Source organism: Acinetobacter larvae, assembly GCF_001704115.1.
In the GTDB taxonomy this organism is placed as follows: domain Bacteria; phylum Pseudomonadota; class Gammaproteobacteria; order Pseudomonadales; family Moraxellaceae; genus Acinetobacter; species Acinetobacter larvae.
In genome coordinates this window covers 804,407-819,088 of record NZ_CP016895.1, presented here as the reverse complement: position 1 = coordinate 819,088, position 14,682 = coordinate 804,407, and the positions used below count along the sequence as shown (strand labels likewise).

Genomic DNA, 14,682 nt, shown 5'->3' with positions numbered 1-14,682 from the left:
ATGACGCAGTTATTAGACGGTATTCAGTTTCCTATTCATCCAGAACGTTTAAAACCAACTAGCTCTCAAGTTGGCAAAGATATTATCGCTGCAGCCTTTGCCAATATTGATCAACGCTGTGCAACACAGGTCAGCCAAGAAAAAAAATGGCGTAAACATTATCCATATTATTTTAAAGAACTGCTAAAACACGCTATTCAACATGATGAGCATGCCATTAAAATTGCTGAACAAGGCTTAGAAAAAGCACAACAAAGTTTTTATTTTCATCGAGATGCTAAGCAATATCCACTCGAACAACTCATGCAAATCCCGCGCACAGGTACATTACAACACATCAAAATAACTGGTGATCAGCAGCAAAAAATAGATTGGTACGTGCCCTATCAAGGTCAGCAATTACGTGGAAAAGCCCTCACTCAGCAACTGGAACAATGGCAAGCGCAAGGTATTATCGAAGCGGGTCATGCCCAAGCTTTACAATGGGTCATCGACCACCCAGAATGCTTAGATTTATCGCAACGATATATTGTGTTAATGGGTGCTGGGTCTGAGGCAGGACCACTGTCTTGGCTATGTAAATGGAAAGCCAATGTGATTGCACTTGATCTGGCCAATGAAAAAGTATGGCAGCGCATAATCGCCACGGTTAAAGCAGGAAATGCCACACTCTATGCCCCAAGCTTTACAGCATTGACTGCACAAGATCCAGATATTGCGCAGCATTTAGGGGTCAATTTACTGACCGATACACCTGAAATTATTCAGTATTTACAACAGCAACCGCATCGCTTAGATCTGGCAGCAATTGCTTATTTAGATGGTGAAAAGCATGTACGTTTGTCTATAGCAATGGATCAAATCGTACAACAGCTCTGCCAAGTCAAACCAGATAGCAGCTTAATGTATATGTGTACACCCACCGATATCTATGCAATCGCCGAAGATATTATCGATGCAACACAACAAAAATATTTACAACGTTCGCGTATCGAAAAATTGCTGTGCAATAATCTATCTCGGCTGAGCTTTAAAAAATTGTTTAAACAAAATTCCAATCAACTGATTACTGCAAATAATGGCAAGCGCTATGGTATTGCAGATTGTCTAGTGATTGAACAAGGTCCAAATTACGCACTGGCAAAACGCATTCAACAGTGGCGTGCTATTGTGGCGCGGCAACAAGGACATCTGGTCAGTATCAATATTGCACCTTCGACCACCACCCATTCCGTAACAAAAAATCCGTTGTTAAAAGCAGCATTTAGAGGGGCGGCTTTGTTTGATGTGGAGGCTTTTAGCCCCGATACCACCAACGCTCTCATGGCTGCCTTGTGGGTTCATGATCTAAGCAACCCACAATCTAGTGCCAACCCAAAACATAACTTAGCCCATCCTTTGGAGCTCATCTCAGACAATGCCAATCATGGTGGTTTATGGCGAGTGGCATATCTTGCACGCAGTGCTTTAAGTGCTGCGGCTGTATATGGTCTAGCACGTGAGAAACTTCCCTTTTAAATACGCTACCTTACAGACCATGAACAATCAAAAAAACGCATGCAATCTCAGCATGCGTTTTTTGGATTGGACTTCATTTTTAGCATCACACGTAAATGAGTAAGTGAAGCTAGGTCACTAGACCCTATCGATCACTCAATCAAATACCGTAACTCAAAAAACTCAAAAATAGTTAAACAAATAAATGTAAAAATAGCCAATATAATGCGCCAGATAAACAAATCGTTGCCGGTAAAGTAAAGACCCATGCCGACAAAATAGTTTTCACCGTATTAAAATTCAATCCAGACTTATTGGCAACCATCGTCCCTGCAACCGCACTGTTCAAGACATGGGTTGTAGAAACAGGCATTCCGAAACCATCTGCAGCAGCGATTGTTGACATTGCTACCAGCTCAGCAGACATGCCTTGACCATAAGTCATATGATGTTTACCAATACGTTCACCAACAGTTACCACAATACGTTTCCAGCCCACCATGGTTCCAAGTCCCAGTGCCAAAGCAACCGCAACTTTTACCCAAGTTGGAATATATTGTAAGAAGGCATCAAGATGTTTGCGATAATCACGGATGACGTGCTTTTGTTGATCGCTCATTGCAGGTAATAACTGCTCTTTTTCTAAGCGTTTAAAGCTTGTGGTACTCAAATACATGTCATTGCGAATGCTATTGACTTCTTGCTCTGGAATTTGCTTGAGATCACCATACTTTGCAACACGTTCACCTAAATGGTCTGTCAAACTCGCCAGTGCTGGAATAACCTCAGCATTGCTTTGTTTGGTTTGAATATATTGCGTTAAAATTTGACGTGCTTTCTCATCAGAATACTTTTCATGTTCAGCATAAATCGCCACCGCGGCTTGCTGAGAAAGCTGCTCAAAACCTTGTAAATGGGATTGTTCTAAATTTTTATTCAATGAATAAGCCAGTGGAACTAAGCCAATTAAAATCAGCATGATCAGTCCCATACCTTTTTGCCCATCATTTGAACCATGTGCAAAACTCACCCCAGTACAGGTGAAAATCAAAATGGCACGAATAATTGGTGGTGGCGGTTTATTTCCTTCTGGCGGTTGGAACAGCTCTAATTGGCGTTTAAATATTTTTTTAACCAAAATAAAGAGTACTGCGGCAAAAGCAAAACCAATGAGTGGAGAGAATAATAAAGCTTTACCCACCTTTAAAACTTGGTCCGTGTCGATACCACTGGCACCACTGCCTGCATGCATCAAGTAATTCATGATCCCCACGCCTAAAATAGAACCAATCAGGGTATGAGAACTTGAAGCTGGAATCCCAAAGAACCAGGTTCCTAGATTCCACATAATTGCAGCGATCAGCATGGCAAAAACCATAGCAAAACCAGCACCGCTGCCCACGTTCATAATCAATTCAACAGGCAACAACGCAATGATGCCATAAGCCACTGCACCGCTCGCCACCATAACCCCTAAAAAGTTACAGAAGCCAGCCCACATCACTGCAACAGGTGCAGGTAAGGCGTTGGTATAAATTACTGTAGCAACAGCATTGGCTGTATCGTGGAAACCATTAACAAATTCGAAACCTAGAGCAATGAACAATGCTGTAGACAATAAAATCACTGAATACAGGCTTAATGGTGGTACATGTGCAAGATCTGTACTTATTTGCACCCCAATATAAATCAGCGTTGCAACAATCAAAGTCACAAACACTGGAATAAAAAATTTTGGTGTCGGGACATGAACATTCGTTGATTTAACGGATGGAACACTTGTTGCAGTATCTGGAGCAGGAGGAATATGTGAATTCATGCAGACGGCTAAGTGGATCAAAATCCAGTTATTGTTAAATTAAATTATGACAATTATATGACAAAGCTGTCACAAGAGAAGCCTTTTTTCTGCCTCTATTGCGAAAGAAGATAAAATCTAGTATTTTAGTTGGGTTTTAATTTACATTAAAATTCATAAGCTTATAATATATTTTCAACCATTTTAATCTGTGATTTTTTCCCCATTCATCTGAAATATTTTATTTAAGTTGATGTAACGATATATCTCAAACGCTTATTTTAAACGCAGCAAATGACAATTTGATGAAATTTTAAACAATTTAATTTAAAGCAATTATTCTAAAAATATCAATATTTTTCAGAAATTTAGTGACAAGGTGCAAATATTTTATTTCATTTAGCCAATACACAAGTGAGATATTCATGTGGTGTTGATTACACCACATGAACCGCTGGTAAAACTGCAGCTTGTGCGCCATGATTCGAACTGAAGCGCCAGCATGAGAGGCAGTCTAAAGCATGACAATTGAACATAGGTTTTGAGCCCCTTTCTGCTACTTTCTGCTACTATGAAGCCTGATTTATATTTGCCCATTTTTCGAGGTGATTCATGTCTATTTTAGCCACCATAAAAACATTACTCACTGAAAAAATTCTAATTCTTGATGGTGCAATGGGTACAATGATTCAACGCCATCAGCTCGACGAGGCAGATTATCGTGCTACACGCTTTGCGGACTGGGCTTATGATTTAAAAGGCAATAATGACCTTTTGGTTCTCACACAACCCGATATTATTCAAGATATTCATGAAGCATATTTAGCCGCGGGTGCAGATATAATCGAAACCAATAGTTTCAATGCGACACGTATTTCGATGTCTGATTACCATATGGAAGATTTGGTGGCTGAAATCAACCGTGAAGCGGCTCGCTTAGCCAAAGCAGCATGTGAAAAATACAGTAGTCCAGAAAAACCACGTTTTGTTGCGGGTGTACTAGGACCTACGTCACGTACTTGTTCCATTTCCCCAAACGTCAATGACCCTGCTTTTCGTAATATTCATTTTGATGAACTCAAAAACAATTATATTGAAGCTTGTCATGCACTGATAGAAGGTGGCGCAGACATCATCTTGATTGAAACTGTATTTGATACACTCAACTGTAAAGCGGCTATTTTTGCAGTAAAAGAAGTTTTCCAACAGATTGGTCGTGAACTCCCCTTAATGATTTCAGGCACCATTACCGATGCATCGGGTCGTACCCTTACAGGGCAAACGGCTGAAGCCTTTTGGAACTCGGTACGCCATGCAGATTTACTGTCGATTGGCTTTAACTGTGCTCTCGGCGCCGATGCCATGCGCCCACATGTCAAAACCATTGCCGATATCGCAGATGTCTTTGTCTCTGCACACCCCAATGCGGGTCTTCCCAATGCCTTTGGCGGATATGATGAAACACCACAACAAACCGCAGCTTTCATCAAAGAGTTTGCAGAGAGTGGCTTGATCAATATGGCGGGAGGATGTTGTGGGACCACGCCAGAACATATTGCTGCTATTTATCAAGCGTTAAAAACCATCAAACCACGCCAAATCCCACCCACTCAAACAGCTTGTCGCCTCAGTGGTTTAGAAGCCTTTAATATTTACCCAGATTCTCTGTTCGTTAATGTCGGTGAAAGAACCAATGTCACGGGCTCTAAAAAATTTCTGCGTCTGATCCGTGAAGAAAACTTTGCTGAAGCTTTAGATGTAGCGCGTCAACAAGTTGAAAATGGTGCACAAATCATTGATATCAATATGGATGAAGGGATGCTTGATTCACAGCATGCCATGGTACATTTTTTAAATTTAGTCGCCTCTGAACCTGATATTTCACGCGTTCCAATCATGATAGATTCTTCGAAATGGGAAATTATTGAGGCTGGTTTAAAATGCGTTCAAGGGAAAGCTATTGTGAATTCAATTTCCCTAAAAGAAGGCTATGACGAATTTGTTCATAAAGCCCGTTTATGTCGCCAATATGGTGCAGCAATCATTGTGATGGCATTCGATGAACAAGGACAAGCCGATACTGCGCAACGTAAACGTGAAATTTGTCAGCGTTCTTATGAAATCTTGGTCAATGATGTTGGCTATCCATCGGAAGATATTATTTTTGATCCAAATGTCTTTGCTGTAGCAACGGGAATCGAGGAACATAATAACTACGCAGTCGATTTCATTGAAGCAACTGGCTGGATTAAACAAAATCTGCCAAATGCCATGATTTCTGGTGGGGTATCTAACGTTTCATTTTCATTTCGTGGCAATGAGCCAGTGCGTGAAGCAATCCATGCCGTGTTTTTATATCATGCCATCCAGCACGGCATGACCATGGGAATTGTCAATGCGGGTCAGTTAGCCATCTATGATGATATTCCCCAAGATCTTAAAGATGCGGTCGAGAATGTCATCCTTAATCGGCAACAAGGTGAAAGCGGTCAGGAGGCGACAGAAAAACTACTCGATATTGCAGAACAATATCGTGGGCAAAGTGCTACGCAAAAAACAACAGAAAATCTTGCATGGCGTAATGCGCCGGTTGAAAAACGTTTAGAATATGCTTTGGTCAAAGGCATCACAACATATATCGATGTCGATACTGAAGAAGCACGCTTACAGGCAAAACGCCCCTTAGATGTGATTGAAGGACCACTCATGGAAGGCATGAATGTGGTGGGAGACCTATTTGGTGCTGGAAAAATGTTCCTTCCACAAGTGGTTAAGTCGGCACGTGTTATGAAACAAGCCGTAGCTTGGTTAAACCCCTATATTGAAGCCGAAAAAACTGCGGGACAATCTAAAGGCAAAGTACTCATGGCAACGGTAAAAGGCGATGTGCATGATATCGGTAAAAATATTGTTGGCGTAGTATTAGGATGTAATGGCTATGATATTGTCGACTTAGGGGTGATGGTTCCTGCTGAAAAAATCTTGCAAACCGCTATTGATGAAAAAGTTGATATTATTGGGCTTTCTGGACTGATTACCCCCTCGCTAGATGAGATGGTCTTTGTTGCCAAAGAAATGCAACGTAAAGGCATGCACATTCCCTTATTGATTGGTGGTGCAACCACATCCAAAGCACATACTGCCGTGAAAATTGACCCTCAATATCAAAATGATGCAGTGATCTATGTAGCAGATGCCTCTCGAGCAGTCGGTGTGGCAACCACCTTATTGTCTACAGAAATGAAACCAAAATTTGTTGCAGATCATCGTGCAGAATATGCCAAAGTACGTGAGCGCCTTGCCAAAAAACAACCCAAAGCCGCCAAACTCAGCTATGCCGAAGCCATCAACAATTGTTTTAGTTTTGACTGGGATGCCTACGTGCCCCCTATCCCTAAAATTACTGGCGTTCATGTGCTCAGGCAATATCCCTTAGCACGTCTGGTTGAATATTTTGACTGGACACCCTTTTTTATTTCGTGGAGTCTCGCCGGTAAATTCCCCCAAATCTTAGCAGATGAGATCGTTGGTGAGGCAGCACAAGATTTGTATCAACAAGCGCAACAGATGCTAGACGATATTATTCATCAGCAACGCTTTGATGCGCGTGCGGTTTTTACCATTTCGCCCGCCAGCCGCACAGGTGCAGATAGTGTCAGTGTCTATCATGATGCAACACGACAACAGATCTGTCATAGCTTCCAACATTTACGCCAACAGTCCGATAAAGTCACTGGTAAAGCCAACTACTCACTGGCTGATTTCATTGCACCAGTAGAATCTAATGCCCAAGACTATCTTGGCGGTTTTACTGTATCGATCTTTGGTGCAGAAGAAATGGCACATCGCTATAAAGCGCAAGGTGATGACTATCGTGCTATTTTGGTCCAATCTTTAGCTGACCGTTTTGCTGAAGCCTTTGCTGAGCACTTACATGAAAGAGTTCGGAAAGAATTTTGGGGCTATCAAGCTGACGAACAGTTCAGCAATGCAGAGCTGATCAAAGAAAAATATGTCGGGATCCGTCCAGCACCAGGTTATCCGGCATGCCCAGAACATTCCGAGAAAGCGGTATTATTTGACTGGCTCGGCACTACTGAAAAAATCGGTACGCAATTAACCAGTAACTTTGCAATGTGGCCGCCTTCCAGTGTCAGTGGTTTCTACTATAGCTTGCCACAAAGTGAATATTTCAATGTCGGTAAAATCTCAGAAGACCAAGTGGCAGATTATGCGGCACGTAAAGGCTGGGACATGACTCAAGCCAAACGCTGGTTAGCACCAAACTTAGATGATTCAGTCAATTAAACCAGAACACAGCAGGATGCTCAATGCTCGTCAGCAGATTCCACTGCTGACCACAGCAAACACATCAGCGTCTATCTTTAATGTATATTTGGGTAATAGTTTGAGCAATAAAATGTAGTCTGCAATTAGCCACAGAGCAACTAAAATCACGATAAATCCAAAACTAATAACACTGTTTTCGCCAAGCTTCATGCCATTGCTGCCACCCGACAAAAGCCAGCCCAATAAAAATTGCATAGAGCATGGCAGTCAGCCATAGACCACTAAAAATAAACATGCCGACATAACAAGTATTTAAAATAATCCACATATACCAAGTGGCAATATATTTACGACTACTCCAATAGGTTGCCAATAAACTCAAAGCAGCTAACATCGCATCTAAATAGGGTAAAGCAGCATGGCTAAAATAATGCAGCGACCAACCAAATAGCAGCCCCAGACTGATCGCACAGCACAGTTGCCCTAGCATTTTCAATATACCAGCAGCTTCAATACGAATCTCATGATCCAGTTGTTGACCACGACGCCAGTGATAAAAACCATAGATGTTCATGGCAATAAAAAAGAACTGCAGAATAGTCTCGGCAAATAACCGTGACTGATAAAAAATATAGCTATAAAGCAAACAAGCGATCATATTGATCAGCCAACATGCCATACGACGCTTAATGGTGAGAATTACTCCGAAGATTGCAATGGGCACTGCGATGATTTCTAGGCTAGTCATCTTTATCTATGGTCATGGGCGATAATGAGCATATTATTCAGTGTTCTGTGCAAAAGACCAGTTCTTTATTGCAAGAAAACATTATATTTTCCCGTCACGCAACAACGCGGCTATAACATCGCCAATTCAGCGTCCATTACCCAATCGAGCGACCGACTACTTTTAATGAGCAGCGAAGGTATTCCTGATCAATTGTCGATCGCCCTATTCCATAACTCTATGGTGAATGTAATATCGATTCAAATGCTTTAAGACGTTTATAGATCGATAACAATTCAATAATCGTTTTCCAAGAATCGACCAAATACTGAAAAGCTTCCCGCACTTTGCCGAAAATATTGGTAATCTGCATAAACAGCCCCAATGTTAATAAACCACCTGCAATCGATGGAAATAGCATCACAATGCCAAAAATATTGTCTAATTGGCTATACCAGATACTCACAAGGTTAAAATAGGCATAATGGAAATAAATTCTAAAATAGTTAAAACGGACATTCTTAAATAAACTTTTTAATTCTTTAGGTTGTGCACGATCGCTATGATCTTCCCCGTACACCAGTTCTTTACGATATGCAGCTTCAACCTTTTGGTTATTAAACTCAAGACCAGGCAACTTAATCCCGACCAGTACCAAGACGATGGTGCCAAATAATGCCCAAAGTACCGCTGCCCAAACCAAAGAATACTGCAACTCACCTATTACAGGTAAACTGGGCACATGACTGGATAACTGTACCAAGATCGGTAAAAATGCAATCAACGTTAAAATAGCACGGATAAAACTCACGCCTAATGCTTCTAAGGTCGTCGCAAAACGCATGGTATCTTCTTGTACCCGTTGTGATGCGCCTTCTATCGTTCTTAAAATAGCCCAATGCGCGGTATAGTACTGGTTCATGGCGGTACGCCAACGAAAGATATAATGACTGACAAAGAACAGATTAATGACCGCAACCGTAACATGCACCATCGCAATATATAAAAAGGTTAGGGTACCTTGGTAGAGTAAATTAATATCTCCCCCACCTTGGCTCATCATATCCTGAATCAGATTATAAAAAGGATTATACCAAGCATTGACATTCACACTGGTCTGTACCCCAAACCAGACATTGAAAATAATAAAAGCAGATCCCCAAATAGACCAGTTATGCCATGGATGCCGTGCAACCAAGCGCCAAAACATAGAAAAAATGGCAAATGCGCCGATATACCAAATATAAAACCATAAAAACTGTGGTGACCAAATACGTGTTAGACCAATGGGTAATTCTGCTTGGCTATAACCTTCAGCGAAACCAATCATTGTTCCCCAATCTTTTCCACCATAAAACCAAAGAAATAGATTAAAAATAAACCACAGTACTGCTGATAAAAAAAACCATTTAGGCTTTGGGAAAAAAGCTCTGAACATAGATGACATAACCTAAAACTATTATGGCTACGCTTTCTTTGCATTTAGATTCTCGCTATTCAGATTCTTTGCATTTAGAGTTTTAAAGCGTGCGTAGCGCATCATGTTAGTAATCAGATCAGCAAGATTTGCTGGAACTGTTTATCTTCAACCACCCTCAGTTGCATATATCGCTCAGTTGCGTATATTGAGTTATAAGCTGCCTTAAGTATTTTTGAAGATAGAATTTATATTCAAAATACACCACATTTTTCAGAGATAAAAGCCTTGTTTGTAATGATATTTATCCCTATCCACATGTTTTATACAGCTAAAGAATATTGGCTTAAAAGTCGCACGAAGATTTTAGGTCGCATATAGCTTGTCGATATAGCTCCTACTCTAAATCACTGGGCCATCTGGTGATCTGTTTTTTCATTGTCGCTAATGCAGTGAGCGATAATGAAAATTGCCATCATAGCCGCAGTGATAAAACATCATTTTGTTGTTAAGTGAGCATACCAATGTTATCAAAAGATTTTTAAATAAAAATAAGAACATGAATTTAATAAAAAAATACAAACAATATAGAACAATTAAATATCATTATACTTAACTTTAGGTTTAATAGAACTCAACCAAATATCCCACATCAACAATCCCCTATATTGAGCAACTAAACAATATAAACCAAATAACCAAAACCCCAGCTATAATAAATTTTAAGCGTGTAAAAACGTATTGCATCGCATTAAAATCTCAATGCACACAATACGTTTAAATATTTAGAATATGTATAGGCATAAAGAAGACAGACAAAATCTTAAATCATGTCGTTATTTTGCTGCTCTTCTTATCAAAAGAATATAAATAATTGATATACGCTAAAAATAATAAATTAGTTTCACACCCAAAGCTTTAAACCCAACGCCAAAAAATAAAATACCCATAAAAAATAGATTATAATCAATCAATTATGTAATTAGACAACCATATCTAGCTTTTGTAAATTTTCATCTGCCTTTGCTTTTGAACTACTATTCAATTGCATTGGCAGTGAGATATGTTGATGAATAACACGCCAATGCGCCTTTTGCAGTTGTAAACACATGGTCGTACGACACCATGGCATCATGGCACTGTGATCATCTATATTCTCTATTTTTGAATAACAATGTAATACGGCAATATCATCTGAAACATAGAGCTTCATATCACGTCGTACAATTCTGACTTTATCTCTAAAACAAAAGCAGAACTTTTCCCATTCCTCACGGTAATCTTCAACACCATCAATATGCGATGCTAAATCAAATAAACAAACTTGTTCATCGTACTGTTGCATCAGTGAATCAACTTGTTTATTCACAACTGCATGATCTAAGTACTCAATTTGCCGAATAACATCCGCAGCAATATGCTGATTACCTTTAATATCAATCATAATTAATAACCTTCACCATTAAGCCCTAACTCTTTAAATTAAGATTTAAAATTATACAAAAACCACAATACTTCCAGCCTTTGCATAAAAAAATGAAATGCAAAATCAAAGCTTTCTGAATCTTTTAAGGCAATATATTCTAGCACCAAGCCATTTTAATCAACATATAAACTGTTTTTTTATTTAAACAAAATACAATACAAACCACATAAAATAATAAAAATTAACAAAAATCGTTTTAAATACATTGATTTAATTTTTATGGTTTGCTAAAAAAACTAATATTATCCCAAGTGAAAATTAATATTTTCAACTTTAATCTTCCACGTATAAAAACCGATTAAATTACTAGGTTTATATTGCATAGATATCGCTAAAAACTATTCTTTATTATATTTTCTTATTTGGAAAAGAAAGAAACCTAATTGTTATGACAACACAAACCGTGTTTATCGCACATATTAGGTTTCTATAGTTAAACTATCTACAATATATAATTAAATATACTGGTTATTTATTAAGCTTTCTTAACAAATTCAGATTTCAGTTTAATTGAACCAATGCCATCAATTTTACAATCAATGTCATGCCCATCAGTAGCATCTGCTAATAAACGAATGTTTTTAACTTTGGTACCCACTTTAACAACAGATGAAGAACCTTTAATCTTAAGGTCTTTAATCACAGTGACACTATCACCATCAGTTAAAACGACACCATGCGCATCTTTAATCTGTTGTTGTTCTTCCACAAGTTCTTCACCAGCATGCCATTCATGCGCACACTCTGGGCAGATGAATAAACTCCCATCTTCATAAGTGTATTCAGATTGACATTGCGGACAGTTAGGCAAGGACATAATCGTCTCCCTAAAAAGCGCCCATTATGACAAATGCTAGGATATTTTCAATTCATTAATGTCTTTAGGATTAAATCGTGGTTTCAGAGCGTCAATCGACGGGCTATTTTAGCATGCGAGCCAATACCACTTGATCTAAACAACGTATACCGTTTTCCCAGATTTCTTCTGGATAATTTAAAAAAACATTCTTTTCGATATACTGCATCCGAAAACCCATTTTTTGATAGAGTGCCATTTGTGCCAGACTTGAGTTGCCAGTTTTAATCCAGAGTTTATCGAACTGTTGTGACTGACAATAATCAATGGCTTCAGCAATTAATTGTTTTGCTAAACCCTTGCCACGATAATGTTCCAATACCGCAATATTTTTTATTTCAGCTTCTGTTTGGTTTAGACTACACAAGGTTAACTGAGCAATCAGTTGTTGTTGCACATACATGCCCAAGACACGACTCTGTGCCAAATACTGGCTCACGGTATGCCAATCAGGATCTGCCTCCAACAATAAAGCACGACATTGTAATTTCTCGGTCCAATCCTCTAAATGCTTTATGCTGTACATAATAAATGAATATCCTCTGGTTCAGCGGCAAATAACGTTGGGTCGGGCTGATATAATACTTTAGCCCCTTGGCGCATATAGAAATCAACTGTATTACAGGTAGGTATTGCAGAAATATACAGTGCTGTAGCGTTTAAATCTTTTAGACTGGCTAAGGTTGCTTGCATTAAATCAGCACCAATACCCTGCCCTCGATAATCTGCATCGACATAGAAATAACTTAATAAACGTGCTTGAGGGTATAAAGTAACGGGATGCGCACCGATAACACTGACTGCAATCAAGCGCTCAGCATCCCATAGACCTAAACAGATAGCACCATCTTGATAGGCTTTGCGAATGGTTGGAGGATCTTCAGCGAGGTGTTGCTCATCCCAGCCTAAAACATCATAAAAACAAGAATAAGCATGTAGTTCGCCATGCGTTTGACGATACATTCGTTCAATCACTTCACGGCGATTAATATGTTGCCAAATTAAGGGAATATCAGTTGCAGTTAAATGACTTAAAATATATTGGGGGCTCGACATCCAGTATCCCACTCAAGCTAGTGTATTACGATACGGCCTATTATACGTCGTTGCCCCCACAGTGATAAGCGTTATCACCCTGATTTATAAGATCTGGGTTTATTGCTTCTGGGTTAATTGGTTTTGGATTGATTGGTTTGATATTGATTAGTTACTATATTCATCCTCATCTTGGTCAAACTCATAAATATAACCAACACATCCCCAGCCATCATATTCAGCACCATGTTGTGCTGCAATACCGATGAACCACTGTTCTAATGCAGTAATATCTTCATGGTCAGGAACCATATCGACAAATACCGTCAAAACCCATAATTCAGGTTGAACATCATCTTCAAAAAATGCGAGTTTTTGTTCTTCATGTAATAAAAATAACGCGCACTGTTCTAATTTTTTCTGATCGGTAAATAAAAGAGAGAACTCTATTTGATGTACTTCAGATAAATCATTGCCATCTAAATACATTTGCCAAAGTAATTCACCATTTTCATCCGCTGGAAACTGTAAGTCATTTCGTTCAAGGTTTTGTTCAACATTATTATTCATCTTGGTGCTCCAAAGGCAATTTATCTCATCAAACTAACATGTTTTTATGACACTTTCACGATGAGTTTATACAAACATCCAATCTCCATAGCAGCATGCCAATTTTCCTACTCAGCGACAGGCGTTTCCTTTTGCCAGCAATGCACAGGTATTCTAAAAATGGCAAGCTTAAAATACCACACGGCGCATTTTAAATAACTACACTCTAAAATGGCGTCTGCGCTTCAACCTGCAAGGCTTGCCCTGTTATAGGATGAGAAAAAGTCAGTTGATAAGCATGTAAAGCCATTCGTGTGAAATGACCTGCCTTGGCATTGGGATGATACAACTTATCTCCCATAATCGGATGACCGATATATTGCATATGCACACGTAATTGATGCGAGCGTCCTGTCATGGGCGTGAGTTGTACACGACTGATATCTGCGACCGCATCATAATGTTGTAAACGAAATAGCGTTAACGCGTGTTTGCCAAGCGCAAAATCTACCCGTTGTTTAGGGCGATTATCCCAATCCGTCAGCAAGGGAACATCGACTTGACCCTGTGCTGCAATTTGACCTTGTACCCATGCTATATATTGTTTTTCGATTTGACGCGCTTGAAAAAGTTTACTGATCGCAACCTCGGCTGTACGATGCTTGGCAAACATCAATAATCCAGAGGTCGCCATATCTAAACGATGCGTCACTTTGGCTGCTGGATATTCTGCCAATATCCGTAAATAAGCACTGTCCTGATGCTCAGGCAAACGCCCCATCACAGATAATAAACCGGCAGGTTTATCTATAATAATGATGTCTTCATCCTCGTATATTTTACTTAATGGCTGTTGTGGCGGGCTATAAATAAAATGATCGTTCAGTGCCATGAGGGTATCGTCATTGTTTCTGCTAAATTTGTGCGGCGCAACATAGCAAGCAGCAAAATGACTGTCAATTGAATTTTTAACTGCGCTCTATTCAGCACAGTCCTGTTCAATTTCAGCGTATAAGCAAAGTAAAAA

The 14,682-nt window shown here is 39.4% G+C and carries 11 protein-coding genes; 2 read left to right on the top strand and 9 right to left on the bottom strand.

Going from position 1 to position 14,682, the window contains the following annotated elements:
• Entirely contained in the window at positions 1 to 1,518 is a 1,518-nt protein-coding gene (locus BFG52_RS03605) for a hypothetical protein (protein ID WP_067552749.1), read from the top strand.
• A 172-nt stretch (positions 1,519 to 1,690) separates the two neighbouring features.
• Here BFG52_RS03605 and BFG52_RS03600 read toward each other — a convergent pair whose 3' ends face one another.
• On the bottom strand, positions 1,691 to 3,316 hold the full coding sequence (locus BFG52_RS03600; RefSeq protein ID WP_067552746.1) for an inorganic phosphate transporter: 1,626 nt from the start codon (positions 3,314 to 3,316) through the stop codon (positions 1,691 to 1,693).
• A gap of 591 nt (positions 3,317 to 3,907) precedes the next feature.
• Between BFG52_RS03600 and metH the strand changes: the two genes are divergently transcribed.
• Positions 3,908 to 7,603, top strand: a complete 3,696-nt coding sequence (metH, locus tag BFG52_RS03595) for a methionine synthase (protein ID WP_067552743.1) — start codon at positions 3,908 to 3,910, stop codon at positions 7,601 to 7,603.
• 163 nt (positions 7,604 to 7,766) lie between these two features.
• Here the strand turns inward: metH and pnuC are convergent, their stop codons facing one another.
• The 8 genes from pnuC to BFG52_RS03555 all read right to left on the bottom strand — a co-directional run bounded on the left by pnuC (position 7,767) and on the right by BFG52_RS03555 (position 14,547).
• Complete coding sequence (pnuC, locus tag BFG52_RS03590) at positions 7,767 to 8,333, bottom strand: nicotinamide riboside transporter PnuC (protein ID WP_067552740.1); 567 nt, start codon at positions 8,331 to 8,333, stop codon at positions 7,767 to 7,769.
• 217 nt (positions 8,334 to 8,550) lie between these two features.
• A complete protein-coding gene (gene sbmA / locus BFG52_RS03585; RefSeq protein ID WP_067552737.1) occupies positions 8,551 to 9,750 on the bottom strand; it encodes a peptide antibiotic transporter SbmA in 1,200 nt (399 codons plus the stop codon).
• A 961-nt stretch (positions 9,751 to 10,711) separates the two neighbouring features.
• Entirely contained in the window at positions 10,712 to 11,173 is a 462-nt protein-coding gene (locus BFG52_RS03580; protein ID WP_081408608.1) for a YybH family protein, read from the bottom strand.
• A gap of 517 nt (positions 11,174 to 11,690) precedes the next feature.
• Positions 11,691 to 12,032 (bottom strand): zinc ribbon domain-containing protein YjdM, encoded by a 342-nt coding sequence (locus tag BFG52_RS03575; protein ID WP_067552731.1) that lies wholly within the window; start codon positions 12,030 to 12,032, stop codon positions 11,691 to 11,693.
• A gap of 103 nt (positions 12,033 to 12,135) precedes the next feature.
• Complete coding sequence (locus BFG52_RS03570; protein ID WP_067552728.1) at positions 12,136 to 12,597, bottom strand: GNAT family N-acetyltransferase; 462 nt, start codon at positions 12,595 to 12,597, stop codon at positions 12,136 to 12,138.
• Positions 12,585 to 13,127 (bottom strand): GNAT family N-acetyltransferase, encoded by a 543-nt coding sequence (locus tag BFG52_RS03565; protein ID WP_067552725.1) that lies wholly within the window; start codon positions 13,125 to 13,127, stop codon positions 12,585 to 12,587. The genes BFG52_RS03570 and BFG52_RS03565 overlap by 13 nt, the downstream gene beginning before the upstream one ends.
• A 147-nt stretch (positions 13,128 to 13,274) precedes the next feature.
• Complete coding sequence (locus BFG52_RS03560; protein WP_067552722.1) at positions 13,275 to 13,676, bottom strand: ribonuclease E inhibitor RraB; 402 nt, start codon at positions 13,674 to 13,676, stop codon at positions 13,275 to 13,277.
• Positions 13,677 to 13,881: 205 nt separating this feature from the next.
• Positions 13,882 to 14,547: an RluA family pseudouridine synthase gene (locus BFG52_RS03555; protein WP_067552719.1), complete on the bottom strand. Its 666-nt coding sequence runs from the start codon at positions 14,545 to 14,547 to the stop codon at positions 13,882 to 13,884.
• Between the last annotated feature and the right edge of the window lie 135 nt (positions 14,548 to 14,682).